Source organism: Mycobacterium sp. (assembly GCF_046095365.1).
GTDB lineage: Bacteria > Actinomycetota > Actinomycetes > Mycobacteriales > Mycobacteriaceae > Mycobacterium.
This window is the reverse complement of record NZ_JBJTJF010000084.1, coordinates 1-18,114: the sequence shown is the minus strand read 5'-3', so window position 1 is coordinate 18,114 and position 18,114 is coordinate 1. Positions and strand designations below refer to the sequence as shown.

Annotated in this window: 19 protein-coding genes and 1 pseudogene; 7 read left to right on the top strand and 13 right to left on the bottom strand. The window is 68.5% G+C overall.

What is annotated here, in order from left to right; genetic code table 11:
- Positions 1–34 precede the first annotated feature (34 nt).
- On the top strand, positions 35–898 hold the full coding sequence (locus ACKOQ4_RS07410; RefSeq protein ID WP_526290377.1) for an aminodeoxychorismate lyase: 864 nt from the start codon (positions 35–37) through the stop codon (positions 896–898).
- Positions 899–1,160: 262 nt separating this feature from the next.
- Here ACKOQ4_RS07410 and ACKOQ4_RS07405 read toward each other — a convergent pair whose 3' ends face one another.
- From ACKOQ4_RS07405 to lmeA, 8 genes are all read right to left on the bottom strand, one after another.
- Complete coding sequence (locus ACKOQ4_RS07405) at positions 1,161–2,561, bottom strand: WS/DGAT/MGAT family O-acyltransferase (protein WP_526290373.1); 1,401 nt, start codon at positions 2,559–2,561, stop codon at positions 1,161–1,163.
- A 48-nt stretch (positions 2,562–2,609) separates the two neighbouring features.
- Complete coding sequence (locus tag ACKOQ4_RS07400; protein ID WP_526290371.1) at positions 2,610–2,894, bottom strand: hypothetical protein; 285 nt, start codon at positions 2,892–2,894, stop codon at positions 2,610–2,612.
- Positions 2,891–3,535, bottom strand: a complete 645-nt coding sequence (locus tag ACKOQ4_RS07395) for a nitrobindin family protein (protein ID WP_526290369.1) — start codon at positions 3,533–3,535, stop codon at positions 2,891–2,893. The genes ACKOQ4_RS07400 and ACKOQ4_RS07395 overlap by 4 nt, the downstream gene beginning before the upstream one ends.
- Positions 3,536–3,659: 124 nt before the next feature.
- Complete coding sequence (locus tag ACKOQ4_RS07390) at positions 3,660–3,968, bottom strand: DUF1416 domain-containing protein (RefSeq protein WP_526290367.1); 309 nt, start codon at positions 3,966–3,968, stop codon at positions 3,660–3,662.
- 120 nt (positions 3,969–4,088) lie between these two features.
- Positions 4,089–4,559 (bottom strand): DUF4395 family protein, encoded by a 471-nt coding sequence (locus tag ACKOQ4_RS07385; protein ID WP_526290365.1) that lies wholly within the window; start codon positions 4,557–4,559, stop codon positions 4,089–4,091.
- Positions 4,560–4,654: 95 nt separating this feature from the next.
- On the bottom strand, positions 4,655–4,756 hold the full coding sequence (locus ACKOQ4_RS07380) for an Ms5788A family Cys-rich leader peptide (RefSeq protein ID WP_526290363.1): 102 nt from the start codon (positions 4,754–4,756) through the stop codon (positions 4,655–4,657).
- Between the two features lie 63 nt (positions 4,757–4,819).
- Positions 4,820–5,239 (bottom strand): thioredoxin family protein, encoded by a 420-nt coding sequence (locus tag ACKOQ4_RS07375; protein ID WP_526290361.1) that lies wholly within the window; start codon positions 5,237–5,239, stop codon positions 4,820–4,822.
- Positions 5,236–6,051, bottom strand: a complete 816-nt coding sequence (gene lmeA, locus ACKOQ4_RS07370; protein WP_526290359.1) for a mannan chain length control protein LmeA — start codon at positions 6,049–6,051, stop codon at positions 5,236–5,238. Before lmeA ends, ACKOQ4_RS07375 begins: the two co-directional genes overlap by 4 nt.
- Positions 6,052–6,125: 74 nt before the next feature.
- Here lmeA and ACKOQ4_RS07365 point away from each other — a divergent pair, with 74 nt between their 5' ends.
- From ACKOQ4_RS07365 to pstB, 6 genes are all read left to right on the top strand, one after another.
- Positions 6,126–6,890 carry a winged helix-turn-helix domain-containing protein gene (locus ACKOQ4_RS07365; RefSeq protein WP_526290357.1) on the top strand — a complete coding sequence of 255 codons (765 nt, stop codon included), beginning with the start codon at positions 6,126–6,128 and terminating at the stop codon, positions 6,888–6,890.
- Positions 6,887–7,777: a mycothiol synthase gene (mshD, locus tag ACKOQ4_RS07360; RefSeq protein WP_526290355.1), complete on the top strand. Its 891-nt coding sequence runs from the start codon at positions 6,887–6,889 to the stop codon at positions 7,775–7,777. The genes ACKOQ4_RS07365 and mshD overlap by 4 nt, the downstream gene beginning before the upstream one ends.
- A gap of 79 nt (positions 7,778–7,856) precedes the next feature.
- A complete protein-coding gene (gene pstS, locus ACKOQ4_RS07355; RefSeq protein WP_526290353.1) occupies positions 7,857–8,969 on the top strand; it encodes a phosphate ABC transporter substrate-binding protein PstS in 1,113 nt (370 codons plus the stop codon).
- Between the two features lie 11 nt (positions 8,970–8,980).
- On the top strand, positions 8,981–10,036 hold the full coding sequence (gene pstC, locus ACKOQ4_RS07350; RefSeq protein WP_526290351.1) for a phosphate ABC transporter permease subunit PstC: 1,056 nt from the start codon (positions 8,981–8,983) through the stop codon (positions 10,034–10,036).
- Entirely contained in the window at positions 10,033–10,947 is a 915-nt protein-coding gene (pstA, locus tag ACKOQ4_RS07345; protein WP_526290349.1) for a phosphate ABC transporter permease PstA, read from the top strand. Before pstC ends, pstA begins: the two co-directional genes overlap by 4 nt.
- A gap of 10 nt (positions 10,948–10,957) precedes the next feature.
- Complete coding sequence (pstB, locus tag ACKOQ4_RS07340) at positions 10,958–11,734, top strand: phosphate ABC transporter ATP-binding protein PstB (protein ID WP_526290347.1); 777 nt, start codon at positions 10,958–10,960, stop codon at positions 11,732–11,734.
- Here the strand turns inward: pstB and phoU are convergent.
- From phoU to ACKOQ4_RS07315, 5 genes and pseudogenes are all read right to left on the bottom strand, one after another.
- Positions 11,710–12,405 (bottom strand): phosphate signaling complex protein PhoU, encoded by a 696-nt coding sequence (phoU, locus tag ACKOQ4_RS07335; RefSeq protein ID WP_526290345.1) that lies wholly within the window; start codon positions 12,403–12,405, stop codon positions 11,710–11,712. The two genes, pstB and phoU, sit on opposite strands and share 25 nt — an antisense overlap.
- A gap of 66 nt (positions 12,406–12,471) precedes the next feature.
- Complete coding sequence (locus ACKOQ4_RS07330; protein ID WP_526290343.1) at positions 12,472–14,454, bottom strand: LCP family protein; 1,983 nt, start codon at positions 14,452–14,454, stop codon at positions 12,472–12,474.
- A 155-nt stretch (positions 14,455–14,609) separates the two neighbouring features.
- Entirely contained in the window at positions 14,610–15,776 is a 1,167-nt protein-coding gene (gene dusB, locus ACKOQ4_RS07325; RefSeq protein WP_526290375.1) for a tRNA dihydrouridine synthase DusB, read from the bottom strand.
- Positions 15,773–16,771 (bottom strand): acyl-ACP desaturase, encoded by a 999-nt coding sequence (locus tag ACKOQ4_RS07320; protein ID WP_526290341.1) that lies wholly within the window; start codon positions 16,769–16,771, stop codon positions 15,773–15,775. Before ACKOQ4_RS07320 ends, dusB begins: the two co-directional genes overlap by 4 nt.
- Positions 16,772–17,886: 1,115 nt before the next feature.
- Positions 17,887–18,114: pseudogene (locus tag ACKOQ4_RS07315) on the bottom strand (hypothetical protein); the annotation flags it as partial.

Here is an 18,114-nt window from a genome sequence, read left to right as displayed (position 1 = left end):
AGTAGGCTCTGGGCCCATGTCCGGCCAGGCCAGCGTGCTCGTCACCGTCGACGGAACCGAACACGACCCGGCGCGGCCGCTGCTGTTCGCCGACGACCTGGCCGCCGTGCGCGGCGACGGGGTCTTCGAAACACTGCTGGTGCGCGACGGCGGCGCCTGCCTGCTCCAGTCGCACCTGCGGCGGCTGGCCCACTCCGCCGCGATGCTCGACCTGCCCGCGCCCGACCCGTCCGCCTGGCGCCGTGCCGTCGACGTCGCGGTGACACGCTGGTCGGAGCGGACGACCGACGAGGGTGTCCTGCGACTGGTGTATAGCCGCGGCCGGGAGAGCGGATCGGAGCCGACCGCCTATCTGACCATCAATGCGCTGCCGCAACGGGTGCATGCGGCGCGGAAAGACGGGGTGTCGGCGGCGAGTCTGGACCGCGGGCTGCCCACCACCGGTGTGGAGGCGATGCCCTGGCTGCTGGCCGGCGCCAAGACACTGTCCTACGCGGTGAACATGGCCGCGGCCCGGGAAGGCGCCCGCCGCGGTGTCGACGACGTGGTGTTCGTCAGCTCCGACGGGCACATTCTGGAGGGGCCCCGTTCCACGGTCGTGATAGCGACCCCCGGCTCGGACGGCCGGCCCTGCCTGCTGACGCCGCCGCCGTGGTATCCGATCCTGCGCGGGACCACCCAGCAGGCGCTGTTCGACGTGGCCCGCACCAACGGCTTCGACTGCGACTACGAGGCGCTGCGGCCGGCGGATCTCTTTGCCGCGCAGGGGGTCTGGCTGGTGTCCAGCATCACCCTGGGTGCGCGTGTGCACACCCTCGACGGGCGTCCGCTGCCACCTGCGCCGCTGCGGGCCGAGGTGGCCGGTCTGATCGAGCGCGCCATCCTCAGCGATCGCTGACCGGGCGGCGCAGGCCGCGGAACACCCTTGGCACGCCTTGTCGAAAGCCGGTACCGTCGGCCGTACACAGGAAAGGAGGTGGTCCGGAAATTGAGTACCGTTTGGACATGTGAGGTGGCTGCCCGCTAGCAGCGTCAGGTGCCGGAATCACCCGCGTACGTCAACGCGCCGGCGAATTCCAGGCAGCTACCCGGCCCCCGAACCCCCGGCGAGTCCGTCCGGGAACCACGGTTCGGGGGCCGTTCCATGTTTGCAGCGCGGTTCATTTGCGGGCGCGCCGGCGCGGCCGGCCCGCCGCCTTCTCCAACTCGGCCAGGGCGGGTTCGATCCCGTCGGCCAGATCGCGGATGTCGGCGGCCATCTCCGGTGTGGTGACGAACCCGAAGTCCATCCAGTCCCGGTAGCTGAAGCAGGTCACGTTCAGCCCCACGTCCATCAGCAGCGGTCCGATCGGGGTGAACTCCTCGACCACCGCACCGGCGGCGTACAGCGGGACGGGCGGCCCGGGAACGTTGGACACCACCAGGTTGATCGGAGGCACGTTCTCGCCCAGCCGGCTGGCGGTGAAGGCGCGGGCGGCCAGCCGGAACAGACCCGGCGGGGTGGTCTCGGTCAGTCCCATGATCTGGTGCGCGGTCATCGCCTCGGCCATCTGCTTGGCTGCCTGGGTCACCTTGTAGACGGACCCGATACGCACGGCGGGACTGGCGACGTCGGTCGGCAGGCTGACCGTCATCGAACTGATCGCGTTGCCGACCGCGGTCGGATCGGTGCGGGTGGAGACCGGAACCTGGGCGATCAGCGGACGGTCCGGAAGTTCACCGCTGCGGTCGAGGTAGGACCGCAGCGCGCCGGCCACCAGGGCCAGCACGACGTCGTTCACCTTCACGCCGTAGGCGTCCTTGACCGCCTTGACCCGCGCCAGCGGCACCCTGGTCGCGCTGAACCGGCGCTGCTGGGAGATCGGGCCGTTGAACCGGGTGGCCGGAGCGGCGAAGTAGCCGGGCGGCTTCTCCGGGATGTCGCGGGTGGCCAGCTGCTGGCGCACGGTCTGGTCGATCAGGCGCAGGATGCGGTACGGCGTCATGACGGCCAGGTTGACCGCGGCGCCGAGCAGTCGCAGCTCGGCTCGCGGCAGCGCGGGCAGCCGGCGGGGCTCCTCCACCGGCAACGCCGGCGGCCGTGGTTCGGGCGCCAGGTCGAAGAGGATCTCGCTGACACCGGCGCCGGAGACCCCGTCGACCAGACAGTGATGGATCTTGGTCAGCAGGGCGACCCGGCCGCCCTGGAGCCCTTCGATGAACCACATCTCCCACAACGGTTTCGACCGGTCCAGTTTGTAGGACCACAGCCGAGAGACCAGCTCGTCGAGTTCCGCGCGGCCACCCGGGGCGGGCAGCGCGATGTGACGGATGTGGAAGTCCAGGTCGGGCCGGGCGTCGTCGAGATACCAGGGCCGGTCCAGGCCGAACGGGCTCTCGGAGACGCGGTAGCGCAGCTGGGGAAGTTCGGGCAGCCGCTCCCCGACGATCCGGCGGATGTTGTCGAAGGAGAAGTCGGGCGCGCCGGCCGGGTCGCAGATCGCCAGGGCGCCGATGTGCATGTGCCAGGACTCCGTCTCGGCGAACCAAAACGCAGCGTCCACGCTGGACATGCGAGGCATGGTGACCAGCCTAGAACCGAGTGCGGGTGAGTGGCCGGAAAAACTTGATCAGGGCCCGGCGGGGCCGGGCGCCAACGTGGAGCACGCCTTCATGGCCCGGTCCCAGGTGCCCGGATCGACTCCGGCCGGCGGCCCGAGAACGACTGCGGGACCGCCGGATTCGCTCACCCCGTGCGACGTGAGGCACTCGGCAAGCGAGCCGTGCGCGGCCGGCGGCGGTGAGTCGGTGCCGGAGGGTTGCGAGGGTTCCTGCTTGCCCGCGCAGGCGGCCAGCTGCAACGCCCCCGCAAGGAGCACCGCCGATGCCCGGACTGCGGTTAGCCGGCGCGTCATCCGACGTGCCTCGAGAGCCGGGCGGACAGGTGCGGCACCAGCCCGCCGTCGGCGTCCACCCGCTCCTCGACGTAGGCGAGGTCACCGTCGTCGACGATGCCGTAGAGGCGTTTGGCCCCGCCGACGAGCACACCGGACTTGCTGCGGGCGAGCGCGTCGGTCACCAGCTCCCACGACGACTGGTTTCGGGGATGGCCGTAGAACAACTCGACGTAACCGGAGGAGTGCGCCAGCAGCAGTTCGATGGCCTGCGACTCGCCGGGGTCGGCCGGGTCTTGAACGAAGCGCCAGAAGCCGGTCTCGCGAAGGCCGGCGCTGTGGTAGCCGCCCTCGTCGTCGAGCCGCCAGGAACGCGCCTCCCAGTTCAGATAGTCCCCGCCGTCGTGGGAGACGACGATCTGCTGGCCGAAGCGGTAGTCGCCGTGCGGCCCGCGGCCCTCGCCCTCACCCCGCCACACGCCGACGAGTGGCAGCAGCGCCAGCAGCGCGTCGCTGAGATCGGCGCCGAGTCGCAGGTTGGCGGTGTCGGCTACCGGGATGTCCTCGAATACCGGGATGTTGCGCGCGGCGGTGTGTTTGGCGCGCTCGGCGGCGGCGGCAACGGCGCGATCGCCGCTGCCTTTGACGTCCTCGGTGCTCACGAATCGTCAGTGATCAGGCGGTAGACCGCGTACAGCGCGAACCAGGTGATCACGAACACCGAAACCACCAGCAGGATCTCGAAGAACAGCACCACGGGTCGAGTCTATCGCTGCGCGGCCCCGCTCAGGCGACCTTGACGTCCACCTCGTGCAGACCTGCCCCGGTGGGGATCACGGTGACCGCACCGTGGCCGGTGTTCGACAGCGCCCGCACGGTCCAGGTGCCGGGTGCCGCGAAGAACCGGAAGCCACCGGTCACCGAGGTGACGACCTCCGCGGTGAACTCCTGCTCGTCGTCGAGCAGGCTGACGAAGGCGCCGCCGACCGACTGACCGGAGTCGTCGACGACCCGACCGGTGATCACCGTCTCCTTCTTCAGATCGATGTCGGCGGGCCGGGTGTGGGATTGACTGGGGTTGTAGGTGATGGTCATTATCGTCCCGATTGGATCAGGGCCCGTAAGGGCTCGCGTTGGTCTTTATGGTTTGAGTTTCGCTTTGTGGTCTGGGTATCAAAAGGCTTGTCTGTCAACGACTTCTGGGCGATTAAGTTGTCAGGCGGCATTGGGGCTGCGGCGCCACCGGGTGACCAGCGGGTAAATCTGACAGCCCAGACAGATGCCGAACGCCGCGTTGAGGAACGCGGCCGCCAACGCGAAGGCGGTTGCGATCACACCGGCCAGTGGCGCGCCGGCGAGGAACCCCGCGACCGCGGTCAGGGCGAAGATCAGACCCACGGCCTGGGCGAATCGCAGCGGCTGCGCGGGTTCACGCTCGCTGGCCGGCCCGAGGCGGGGGGCGATCAGCCGGCTGAAGACCAGGCCGTAGGGGTGGCTGCGGGGCCCGCGCAGCGCGCCGATCGCGAAGACGGCGGCCTGGGCGGTGAGGATCAGCGCCGCGGCGGTGTCGCTGACGGCCGAGGCGGCCAGTGCGGCGACGAGCACCGCAGTGGTGACCCACGCGGCGAAGCGGGGACCGCGCACGTCCACCTGGTCTACGGCGGGGCGCTCGATGGTGATCGACATGGACGAACTCCTGTTGCTGGGTATGGCTGACCGGGACAGACCACGGGGGTACTGCCGAGAGAAGACGCGATGACGCGAGGGGAGACCGCGGCTACTCAGCAGCTACGGCAACAACAGCAACAACCCGCGATGCGGCACAGATCGACTGCGCGGCGCTTGGTGAGCATCTGCTCGAGGCGGGACTGCACGTCGGCCATCGTACCCATAGAGGGGGCAGTCAGGTCAACGTCTCAGGTCAACGTCTCAGGTAAACAGGGGTCTCAGGTCAACAGGGGTTCGAGGGCCGACTTCAGATCCGCCGCCCTGGGAACCCCGGCGGATCGGTACAGCTGACGTCCGTCGGCGTCGAAGATGAAGGTGGTGGGCAGGGAAAGCACCGATAACCGGCGCGCGGCGGCGGGGTCGGCGTCCATGTCGATCTCCACGTGCGCCACCTGCGGCAGGTCCGCGCAGACCTGCTTGATCACTCGCCGCACCGCGGCACAGGGGCCGCACCAGGCTGCGGTGAAGTGCACGATCGTCGGCCCGGTATCGGACAGGCCCAGGTCGGCGGTGTGCAGGTCCTCGGGGTGCCCGGTGTCACGCAGGGTCCCGGCGCGCCGGTTGTGCAGCGCTCCGGCCACGGCGGCCAGTCCCAGCGCGGCCGCGATGGCCGCTCCGGCGGTGACGGCGGCACTCATGTCTGGCGGAAACCTCCCAGGCGCACCGTGACGTCCTCGGCGATGCCCTCGATGATGATGTCCGAGCCGCGGGCGCCCTCGGCGGTCGGAGCGAGCCCGAACGGCAGCCTCTGGCCGGGAATCGTGGCCCCGAAGGCGCCGAGCACGGCTGCGCGCTTGTCCTCGGGCACCGCCTGGTCCGCGGTGTTGGGGCCGGTGACGATGGCGGTGGGGGTGAACACCAGGGTGGTCCGGTCCGGGCCGGCGATGGACAGGTCGACGGTCACACTGACCAGTTTGTCGAAGCCGGCCTTCTTCGGGGTGCCGGTCAGAACCAGGCCCTGGCTGCCCGAGATGCCGGATTCGGTGGTGCCGCCGGTGGGGTCATCGGTGTCCTCGGCGGGAGGCTGCACGTTGAGGTCCTTGATCCCGATGAACGCCCCCAGGTGCCGGGAGTCGATGATGATCCGGCTTTCCAGCATGCTCATCGGCAGATCGGCGTCCGGCCGCATCAGCCAGGACGCATCGGTCAGGCCGATGTCGTGCATGGTGGCCTCCAGCGTGACCGTGCCCACGACCGGATGATCGACTCCGCCGGCCTTGATCTCCAACTCGTCGTAGCGATGGCGAACCGCCTGCGGGATGAACGGGAAGCCCAGGATGGCCACCCAGGGGTCGAAGTCCAGGCCGGCTGCCGAGCGGACGTGGCGGGAGAGGTGGTACTCGGCGTAGATGGCCGCGCCGAAGTCCGCGCCGACCGCCGCGAGGGTCAGGGCGAGGACCGAGGCGCCGCCCGCGGTGATCAGCTTTCGCACCCGGCCATTCTGGCCCACCGTCCACCCGCCTCGCCCGAATCGGCGAAACAGCAGGTCGCGGGTTAGAGTGAGCGCAAACCAGGAGAGTTTCGTTGGACCTGCTACTGCTGACCGCCGACCCGGACCCGGAGTCGGTCCTACCGTCGTTGGCGCTGCTCGCGCACACCGTGCGCTCGGCGCCGACCGAGGTGGCCTCGCTGCTGGAGGCGGGCTCGGCCGACGTGGCCATCGTCGATGCCCGCGCCGACCTGGCGGCCGCGCGCGGACTGTGCCGGCTGCTGGGCACCACCGGTGCGGCGGTGCCGGTGGTCGCGGTGGTCAACGAGGGCGGTCTGGTCGCGGTCAACGTCGACTGGGGCATCGACGAAATCCTGCTCCCGGGCACCGGGCCGGCCGAGATCGACGCCCGGCTGCGGCTGCTGGCGGGCCGCCGCGGCGGACTGGCCAATCAGGAGAGCGCCGGGAAGGTCAACCTGGGCGAGCTGGTGATCGACGAGGGCACCTACACCGCGCGGCTGCGCGGCCGGCCGCTTGACCTGACCTACAAGGAGTTCGAGCTGCTCAAGTACCTCGCCCAGCATGCCGGGCGGGTGTTCACCCGCGCCCAGCTGCTCCAGGAGGTATGGGGCTACGACTTCTTCGGCGGCACCCGCACGGTCGACGTGCACGTGCGCCGGCTGCGGGCGAAGCTGGGGCCGGAATACGAGGCCCTGATCGGCACCGTCCGCAACGTCGGCTACAAGGCGGTCCGCCCGGCCCGCGGCCGGCCGGCCTCGGCCGAGGACGAGCTCGACGGCGGCGACGGCGCCGAGACCGGCAGCGACGCCGAGATGTCGGCGTCGCTGCGCGGTCAGTGACGGTTCCGCACTGGCGGAGCATCCTCTCGCACGCCGAACGGGACGGCGTCGCGGCGCTCATCGCCGCTGCCGAGTCCGCCGACGGGGTGTGCCCGGTCGGGGAGAGGGTGCTGCGGGATCTCGGCGAGACTGGTCCCGGCCACCTGCTGGTGTTCGACCCCGCCGGGGAGATCGTCGGGTATCTCCACCTCGCCGGTGAGACCGCCGAACTGGTCGTGCACCCGTCCGCGCGCCGCCGCGGAATCGGGACCGCGATGGTGCGCGCGGCCGTCGAGCGCGGCGGCCCGGAGGTTCGGTTCTGGTCGCACGGCACCCTTCCGGCCGCCCGCGCCCTTGCCGCCTCGCTGTCGCTCCGTGCTGTCCGCGAGCTGCGCCAGATGAGACGTCCGCTTACCGGTGTCCCCGCATGCGTTGTCCCGCAGGGGATTTCGATTCGCACCTATGCCGGTAGCTCCGATGACCCTGAACTGCTGCGGGTCAACAACGCCGCCTTCTCCTGGCATCCCGAGCAGGGCGGCTGGACCCGCGCCGACATCGCCCGGCGACTGGCCGAACCGTGGTTCGACCCCGCCGGGCTGTTTCTGGCCTACGACGAGGGCAGCGGAGCCCTGTGCGGGTTCCACTGGACGAAGGTGCACGACGACGGGGTCGGCGAGGTCTACGTGCTCGGTGTGGATCCGGCGGCCCAGGGGCGCGGGCTCGGCCGGGCGCTGACCCTGCGTGGTCTCGGCCATCTGGCCGGCCTGCCGGGCCTGCGCGAGGTGATGCTCTACGTGGAATCGGACAACGCCGCCGCGATCAGTACCTACCGGGCACTCGGTTTCTCCCCGGCCGGCATCGACACCGCATACGCCCCGGCAGACCCGCAGCTGTTCACCCTGCGTTAACCGTCCATCCCCAATTCGGCCACTCCGTCGGCATACCTTCCGGCAGCGAACCAGGAGTTCCCCGACAGGAAGCAGGCTCATGACCAATTTCGGCAAGGCCGTCGCGATCGCGGCCTCGATCGCGGCGCTCACCGCGTGCGGCAGCGACAACAACGCCACGCCCTCGTCGTCGACGGAAGCGGCCTCCTCGCCGCAGCCCGCAGCCGGGGCGGACTGCGGCGGCAAGAACTCGCTGAGCGCGGAGGGCTCGACTGCCCAGCAGAACGCCATCGCCGTCTTCGGTCAGGTCTGGGGCCAGAAGTGCCCGGGCAAGAACCTGGCGTACAACCCGACCGGATCGGGTGCCGGTGTCAACCAGTTCATCGCCGGTCAGGTCGACTTCGCCGGTTCGGACTCGCCGCTGTCGAAGGACCAGCCGGCCGAGGCCGCCAAACGGTGCGCGGGAAACCCGGCCTGGAATCTGCCGCTGGTGTTCGGCCCCGTCGCGCTGGCCTACAACCTGCCCGGGGTCGACAGGCTCACCGTCAACGCCGACGTGCTGGCCAAGGTCTTCACCGGTGTCATCACCACCTGGAACGACCCTGCCATCGTCGCGCTGAACGAGGGCGCCGCCCTGCCGGACACCAAGATCGTGCCGGTCTACCGCTCGGACTCCTCGGGCACGACCGACAACTTCCAGAAGTACCTCGGCACCGCCGCCCCGCAGACCTGGACCCAGGGTGCGGGCAAGGAATTCCAGGGCGGCGCCGGAGAGGGCGCGCAGAAGTCGGCCGGGGTGGTGCAGGCCGTGCAGGCCACCCCCGGGGCGATCGGGTACGTCGAGAAGGGGTTCGCCACCCAGGCCGGACTCCCGGCCGCCCGGATCGACACCGGCTCCGGCCCGGTGGAGCTCACCGACGACACCGCGCGCACAGCCATCGAGGGGGCGAAGTTCGCCGCCGACGGCAACGACCTGGCACTGGACCTGAACTCGATCTACGGGACCACCGCCGCCGGGGCCTATCCCCTGGTGCTGGCGACCTATGAGATCGTCTGTTCCAAGGGCTACGACGCCGACACCGTGGCCGCAGTCAAGTCGTTCCTGACGGTCGCCGCCAACGACGGCCAGACGGGACTGTCGGCCGCCGGGTACATCGCCCTGCCCGACGCGTTCAAGCAGCGGCTGCTCACCGCGGTGGGTGCGATCGCCTGAGCGGTGTGAACATGCGGCGACCGGTCAGAGAGGGGGCGGAGGTGACCACAGAGCCCAACCCGCTGGAGAGGGGCTCGGGTGCTGTGGTCGCGTTGCCGATTCCGGAGTCATCGGCGCTTTCCACCGATTCGTCGGGGCGATGGACGCGCCTGGGAGACCGGGTGTTCCGTGGGCTGGCCGAGGGTTCCGGCGTCCTGATCATCACCCTGATCGCCGCGATCGGGCTGTTCCTGGTGTGGCGGGCCGTGCCGGCCCTGGCGCGAAACGACGTGAATTTCCTTACCTACGGCGGTAACTGGATGACCACCGACACCGCCCACATGCGGTTCGGTGTGCTCGAACTGCTCCAGGTGACGGTATTCGTGTCGCTGTTCGCGCTCGTCCTCGCCATGCCGGTCGCATTGGGCATCGCCATCTTCCTGACCCAGTACGCCCCGCGCCGGCTGGCCGGCCCCCTGGGCTACATGGTCGACCTGCTGGCGGCGGTGCCCTCGATCATCTACGGGGTGTGGGGACTCTACGTGCTGGCCCCGGCGATCAAGCCGCTGGCGCTGTGGTTCAACGGGCACCTCGGCGGGCTTTTCCTGTTCAGTACCGGAAACGCCTCAGTGGCCGGCGGTGGCACCATCTTCACCGCCGGGATCGTCCTGGCGGTGATGATCCTGCCGATCATCACCGCCGTCGCGCGGGAGGTGTTCATCCAGACCCCGCGCGGGCAGATCGAGGCGGCGCTGGCGCTGGGGGCCACCCGTTGGGAGGTGGTGAAGACCACCGTGCTGCCCTTCGGGATGTCGGGCTATATCAGCGGCGCGATGCTCGGTCTGGGCCGGGCGCTCGGGGAGACGATCGCACTGCTGATCATCCTGCGCGGAACGCAGAAGGCCTTCGGATGGTCGCTGTTCGACGGCGGTTACACATTCGCCAGCAAGATCGCCTCGGCCGCAGCCGAATTCAACGATCAGTACAAGGCGGGCGCCTATATCGCCGCCGGGCTGGTGCTGTTCGTTCTCACCTTCGTGGTGAACTCGGCCGCCCGGGCCGCGGTGGCTGGCAGGGCCGAGCGTTGAACACCGCAGTCGAGCGCACGGCCGAACCGCCGGTGTTCCAGGCCGTCAGCCTCCGGCGCAAGGTGGTCGACCGCGTCGCCTCGGTGACGGTCACGCTGACCGTTCTGGTCGCACTGGTGCCGCTGGTCTGGGTGCTCTACTCGGTGGTGAGCAAGGGTCTCAAACTGCTCCTCGAACCGGCCTGGTGGACCAACTCGCAGGCCGGGATGACGGCGTTCGCCGCCGGCGGCGGCATGTATCACGCGTTGGTCGGCACCCTGCTGCAAGGCCTGGTCTGCGCGGCGATCTCCATCCCGGTCGGCGTCTTCGTCGGCATCTATCTGGTCGAGTACGGCGGCGGGACCAGGCTCGGCAGGCTCACCACATTCATGGTCGACATCCTCACCGGTGTGCCTTCGATCGTGGCGGCGCTGTTCGTCTACGCGCTGTGGGTGGCGACCCTGGGATTCGGGCGTTCTGCCCTGGCGGTGTCACTCGCCCTGGTGCTGCTGATGATCCCGGTCATCGTGCGTGCCACCGAGGAGATGCTGCGCATCGTCCCGATGGACCTTCGGGAGGCCAGTTACGCGCTGGGCGTGCCCAAGTGGAAGACGATCGTCCGGATCGTCATACCGACCGCGCTGTCGGGAATCGCCACCGGGATCATGCTCGCGCTGGCGCGGGTGATGGGGGAGACCGCGCCGCTGCTGATCCTGGTCGGGTACTCCCAGGCGATGAACTTCGACATGTTCCGGGGCTTCATGGGTTCGCTGCCCGGAATGATGTACGACCAGACCTCCGCCGGCGCCGGCGCCAACCCGGTACCGACCGACCGGTTGTGGGGTGCGGCACTGACCCTCATCCTGCTCATCGCGGTGCTCAACGTCGGTGCGCGCCTTCTCGCCCGCCTGTTCGCCCCGAAGAAGGGTTGATAAACCGCTCATGGCCAAACGTCTGGACCTCAAGAACGTCGACATCTACTACGGGTCTTTTCACGCCGTCGCCGATGTGACCCTGGCGGTTCCGCCGCGCAGCGTCACGGCTTTCATCGGTCCCTCCGGCTGTGGCAAGTCCACCGTGTTGCGCACGCTCAACCGGATGCACGAGGTGATCCCGGGTGCCCGCGTCGAGGGCTCGGTGCTGCTCGACGGCGAGGACATCTACCGTCCCGGCGTCGACCCGGTGGCGGTGCGCAAGACCATCGGCATGGTTTTCCAGCGGCCGAATCCCTTCCCCACCATGTCCGTTCGGGACAACGTCGTCGCCGGACTGCGACTGCAGGGGGTGCGCAACCGCAAACTCCTGGACGAGACCGCCGAGCGTTCGCTGCGCAGTGCCAATCTCTGGAACGAGGTCAAGGACCGCCTGGAAAAACCCGGTGGCGGGCTCTCCGGCGGTCAGCAGCAGCGGCTGTGCATCGCCCGCGCGATCGCCGTGCAACCCGACGTGCTGCTGATGGACGAGCCGTGCTCGGCGCTGGACCCGATCTCGACGCTGGCCATCGAGGATCTCATCTCGGAGTTGAAGCGCGACTTCACCATCGTCATCGTGACCCACAACATGCAGCAGGCCGCCCGGGTCAGTGACCAGACCGCGTTCTTCAACCTGGAGGCGGCGGGCAAGCCCGGACGGCTGATCGAGGTCGACGACACCGGGAAGATCTTCTCCAACCCCGGCCAGAAGGCGACCGAGGACTACATCTCGGGCAGGTTCGGCTGAGCCGCAACCGATTCGGCGACCTCTTCCTCGGCGGGCAGTTGCCCGGTCACCTGGAATATCACCCGCCGGGAGATCTCCACGGCATGGTCGGCGAAGCGCTCGTAGAACCGGCCCAGTAACGTCACGTCGACCGCGGCGGCAACACCGTGCTTCCATTCGCGGTCCATCATCACGCTGAACAGATGCCGGTGCAGGTCGTCCATCGCGTCGTCGTCCTCGCGGATTCGCTTGGCCTCCTCGGGATCCCGCGACAGCAGCACGTCGCGGGCGCTGGTGGCCAGATCGACCGCAAGCCGGCCCATCTCGGCGAAGTAGCCGTTGACCTCCTCGGGCAGGGCGTGCTGGGGATGGCGCCGACGCGCGATCTTGGCGACGTGCAGGGCCAGCGCACCCATGCGCTCCACATCGGCGACGATCTGAATGGAACTGACGATCGCCCGCAGGTCCCCGGCCACCGGGGCCTGCAACGCCAGCAGCACGAACGCCGTCTCCTCGGCCCGCGCGCTGGTCTGGGTGATCTGCTCGTGGTCGCCGATCACCTGCTCGGCAAGAACCAGATCGGCCTGAAGCAGGGCCTGGGTCGCGCGTTCCATGGCGATCCCGGCCAGCCGGCACATCTCCGCCAGCTCGGCGTTGAGTGCATCCAGCTTCTCGTGATACGCGGTGCGCATCAGGCAAGCCTACTTGCGGATCGGCGGCGGGTCCCTGCGGGCGGTCCGACGGGCGGTGAATCCCGGCTACTCGCAGCGAACGTCCGCGCCGTTGATCACGGTGAGGTCCGACGGGAGCTTGGTGGGAGTGCTTCCGCCGGCGTGGATGACGTCGATGCTCAGGGAGGTTCCGCTGGCCTGCGGATACTTCACCGAGGAGAAGTCCGGGCCGAGCACGACCTGAACCAGCTCGCCCAGGCCGCTGATCCGCTCGATGCGCGCTCCCGGCAAGGTGGCGGCCACCGTGGCGGCGGCCTGTTCGTTGCCCAGCGAGTAGTAGACGGTGGTCGTGGTGACGCTGCTCCAGTCCGACTGGTAGTCCGGCTCCCACACGTCGAATCCGTAGCTGTCGAATTCGTCGGTGGCGGTGGTGGCCAGGCCGCCGATGTCGGTGGCGTTGGCCACCTGGACGGTGACGTCGCGAGGGTCGGCCGCCACCGCCTTGACCTGTTCGGTGGTGGTCACGGTGGTGTCGATGGTTTCGGTGGCGGTCGACTCATCGGCCGTTGCCTCGCTGGACGTCGACTCCTCGGCGGTGCCGCTGGCAGTGGTGCGGGTGGTCGTCGGTCGCGGCACCAGGGTCTCGTTCAGGTCGTTCTCGCCGGGCAGGGCACTGTCGTCGATGATCGCGTCGAACAGTGCCCGCACGTCCTCGGTGCGGGGGATCTCGTTGCCCTCCTCGTCGGCCTTCCCGGTCGTCGGGATGGTGACGAAGGTGATCCGGCCGGCGTTGATGCCCTGCAGCGACTGCCCGAGCCGGACCAGATCGCGGGTCTGCACGTTGTCGACGAAGCTGTCGTCGATGAAGGTGTTGACCACCTCGTCGAGCCGGTCGATGTCGAACAGGGTCTCCGAGGAGATCATCGAACGCAGCAGCGAGGACAGGAACAGCTGCTGACGCTTGATGCGGCCGTAGTCGCCGTTGTCCTCGGTGGCGATCGAACGGGCCCGCACATAGTTCAGCGCGGTGTGGCCGTCCAGTTTCTGGCGTCCCGCCGTCGCCAGCACCGTGCCCAACTCGGCGTCCTCCAGAGGAGTCGTGCTGCACACCTCGACCCCGCCGACGGCGTCGACCATCCGCTCGAACCCGGCGAAGTCGACCGCCATGAACCGGTTGATGGCCAGCCCGGAGATCTTCTGGATCACCTTCACTAGGCACTTGGGACCACCCAGCGCGTAGGCGGAATTGAGCTTGGTGGTGGTGGGCCTTTCGTTGTCGCTCCACTCGCCGGTGTTGCGGTCATACACCGGTCCGTACTTGCCGGTTTCGGGGTCCCAGGCCTGGCAGTTCATCGGGGTGATGGCCAGGTCGCGGGGGAAGGACACCGCGACCACCCGTTTGCGGTTGGCCGGGATGTTGACCAGCATGATGGTGTCCGAGCGGGCGCCTTCCACGTAGCTGGTGTCGCCGGCGCCCATCTCGCCGTTGGCGCCCAGCCGGCTGTCGACGCCGACGATCAGGAAGTTCTCGTCGCCGGACTGGGCGTTGGGGTCGCGGATGTCGCTGGAGTTCGGGTCCAGCGCCGCGATGGTGTTGAGCAGTTTGTTCTTGGCGGACTGCCACTGCCAGGCCGCGCCGGTGACGGCCAGCGCGGCGACGGCGATCAGTGCGGCGACGGCGCGGGCCAACAGCAGCGCCGGGCGCCGGCGGGGGCCGGGCGCCACCGGCGGGAGGGCACCGGTCGCCGGCGGCGGTGGTGGCGCCGCACCGCGGTGGTCCGCCGCCGGCGGACGGGTCCGCGCCAGTCTCGCCAGATCGGGGATCTCGTCGGGGACGGCGATCGGGACGGTGGCGTCCTCGGCGGCGGCGGTGACGTCCACGCTGCGCCGGGTGACCGGGCTGACCCGGCTGCTGCCGGTGACCCTCGCGATCAGGTCGGCGACGGCGATGCCCTCGCTGTGGGTTCCGGTGGGCCTGGAGCGGGCCCGGGTGCGTTCCCACGGCGCCCGGCCGCGCTGCCGGTCCTCGTCGCCGTCCCGGTCCGGAGTGGCGTCCCCGCCGTCACTCATCTACCAGCCTCCGGCTTACGTGGGTTTTGTCGGCGCGCCGTCGCGCTCACTTCCGGTTCAGGACCTGGGTCACGGCCGATTCGTGATGCTACTGACCCAACCTGAGAGGCTGCTAGCCCCGTTGGTGCGCAGGATGGTGACATCGGGGTCTCGATTCAGCCACCGGAATTCATCAGGTCGGCGCCGGCCGGCACGGTGCAGTCCTCGGGGTCGTCCAGCCACCCCTCGGGAAGGCTGACCGCGGCGGCCGAGCCCTGCCTGCCCCGGGGCCCCCGGCCGGCGGGCGGGAAGGGGACGGCGGGGTCCAACTGACCCAGCAGGCGGTCGAGTTCGTCGTAGCTGTGCACCAGGGCCAGTGCGCGGCGCAGGTCGGAGCCGGCCGGGAAGCCGTGCAGATACCAGGCGATGTGCTTGCGGAGGTCGCGCATGCCCTTGTCCTGGCCGAAGTGCTCCGCCAGCAGGGTGGCGTGCCGGCGGATGATGTCGGCCACCTCGCCGAGGGTCGGCGGGGCCGGCGGGTGGATGCCGTTGAAGGCCGCCGACAGTTCGGCGAACAGCCAGGGCCGGCCCAGGCAGCCGCGGCCGATGACCACGCCGTCGCAGCCGGTGGCGGCCATCATGGCGCAGGCGTCGGCGGCTTCGAATATGTCGCCGTTGCCCAGCACCGGGATCGAGGTCACGGCCTGCTTGAGTTCGCCGATGCTGCTCCAGTCGGCCGAGCCCGAGTAGCGCTGTGCGGCGGTCCGGGCGTGCAGCGCGACGGCCGCGGCGCCCTCCTGCTCGGCGATCCGGCCCGCGTCGAGGAAGGTGTGGTGGTCGTCGTCGATGCCGATCCGGAACTTCACCGTCACCGGGATGGCCGTGCCCTCGGCGGCGCGGACGGCGGCGGCGACGATCCGGCCGAAGAGACGGCGTTTGTAGGGCAGGGCGGCCCCGCCGCCGCGCCGGGTGATCTTGGGCACCGGGCAGCCGAAGTTGATGTCGATGTGATCGGCGAGGTCCTCGTCGACGATCATCCTGGCCGCCTGGTAGGTGGTGGCCGGGTCGACGGTGTAGAGCTGCAGTGAGCGCGGCGACTCGTCGGGTCCGAACGTCGTCATGTGGACGGTGACGGGGTGGCGCTCGACGAGGGCGCGGGCGGTGACCATCTCGCAGACGTAGAGCCCGCTGACGGTGCCGGCCCTGGCGATCTCCAGTTCGCGGCACAGGGTCCGGAAGGCCACGTTGGTCACCCCGGCCATGGGCGCCAAGACAACCGGGCTGCGGAGGGCCAGCGACCCGATCCGCAGCCCGGTCGACCGGTGCTGTGGTGCCGCGGTTATGTGGCCGCCCCAGCCAGTGCGGCCTTCGCGGCGCGTTTCTCGGCGAGCTTGGCGTCGCGCTCGAGCTTGCGCTCCTTGGCCTCCTCGAACTTCACGCAGGTCTCCTCGAGTTCGGAGATGAGCGTGCCGAGTTCGTCGCGCAGCCGGGCGCCCTCGCCGGTGAAGTCCTCGCGCTCGAAGATCCGCCACTTCTTCAGCACCGGCATCACCACGTCGTCGAGGTGGATGCGCGGGTCGTAGACCCCGCCCATCGCGATCACGACGGCCTTGCGGCGGAACTCGGGCACGGTGAAGCCGGGCATCTTGAAGTTCTTCAGGATCCGGTAGAGCGACTCCATCGCCATGTTGGGGGCGATGTCCAGGCCGGCGGCGCTGACGTCGCGGTAGAAGATCATGTGCAGGTTCTCGTCGTTGGAGATCCGCGCCAGCAGCTGCTCGGCGACCGGGTCGTTGCAGGCCTTGCCGGTGTTGCGGTGCGAGACCCGGGTGGCCAGCTCCTGGAAGCTGACGTACATCACCGAGTCGAACAGGGTGTCGGCGAACAGGTCGCCCTGCTGGTTCTGGCCGGGGGAGAAGCCGCGGGTCATCTGCTCGACCCGCAACTCCTCGAGCTCGACCGGGTCGGCGTTGCGGGTCACCACCAGGTAGTCGCGGATGGAGATGCCGTGGCGGTTCTCCTCGGCGGTCCACCGGTTGACCCAGTAGCCCCAGGGCCCGTCCATGGAGAAGTTCATCGCGATCTCGCGGTGGTAGGCCGGCAGGTTGTCCTCGGTCAGCAGGTTCTGCACCAGGGCGGTGCGGGCCACCTCGGAGAGCTTGGCCTGATCGGGATCCCAGTCCTGGCCGCCCAGGGCGTAGTAGTTCTTGCCCTCCTGCCACGGGATGTAGTCGTGGGGGTTCCACTCCTTGGTCATCGACATGTGGCGGTTGATCAGCTTCTCGGCGACGGGCTCGAGCTCGCGCAGCAGTTCGAGATTGCTCAACTCCTGGGACATGGGTCCTCCGGTATCTGTACCTCGTGGTTGCATCAATATATCTGTGTCGGGCGGTGACATTCAAGTTTGGTGGGGGCGGCGACGATGTTTCTGCGGCTTGGTGCGGTCTTGACGGGGCGCGGTATGATTTGGACAGGTCTACACTCGGAAAGAAGCTTTTACTGTGAAGAAGTCCTGGGCGAGTCGAGGTATCGGCGCGCTATGCAGCGCCGTCATCGCCGTGACGGCTACTAGCCCGGGTGTGGCAGGCGCCGTTAACGAGTACGAGGGCATGACCTACCAACAATTGTCTGATCGGCTGGATGGCCGCAGTGTCAATCTGAGGATCACGTCTCGGATTGGGGAGTATCTGCCAACCGAAGAGTGCATCATCACGGGGTCCCGAACGAATAGCACAACCCGCACAATTCAGGTCGACCTGAACTGCAGTGCTCCGAGCGCAGCCTCAGGACATCCCGGCAATTCGGTGACTTCACCCGAAGGTGCACAAGACAAGGCAAAACGAGTCACAGCGATAAGGCTCAGCAAAGACTTTGTGAACGCGACTGCCGCTGGCGAGACGCCGTGGTGCGAAACAAACGCAGACAGGTGTCGAACGCTATGCGAGGAAGACGTGGGTTGCTCTGACGAGTTGATGTCATACCTAGGTCTGTAGGGGCAGTTTCGCGTTCGGCATGTCTTTGTGCCCTCCCACAGGCGATTTATAAAGTAGTGACATTCTGGATCTGTCTACTGAACACCCCCCGTGAACCGACACGTGAACCGGCACGTGAATCGACACGTGAATCGACAGCCCATCACCCTGACCGCCAAAACGGCCTGATACCTCTGCTCCGCCTCGCTGATCTCCCTCATGGACGGTGAGTGACGCCCCTCTGTGTCAAGAGCGGCTGATAACAGGTCAGGTTGGGTTTGCAGGCCTGGGAATTGACGTGTCTGAAGTGCCGGTGTCGGGGTGTCAGTCGGCCGCGTGAGACGATAGGGTGCCGCCCCCGATCTGCCCTCACAGCTAATGGAACAAGTTGTCAAGCATGATCCGAAACAACTCTCAGGCATCAGCCGAAGACGAAATGGCAGGTATCAACCGAAGTAATACAACCGGTGAGTGCCCCTGTTCAGAGCGAACCGCAATAGATCCCCATCAATGTGGACATCACAACGGGCCCCGCCGAGGTGAAATGCTTTGCCACGGCCCGGAACTCCGCCCGCATGCTGCGGTGCAGCCGCTCGATCTTGCCGGTGGTGGTCGGACTGCGCGGCACCGCAGCCTGCGGGCGGAGTTCCGGGCCGTGGCAAAGCATTTCACCGCGGCGGGGCCCGTTGTGATGTCCACATTGATGGGG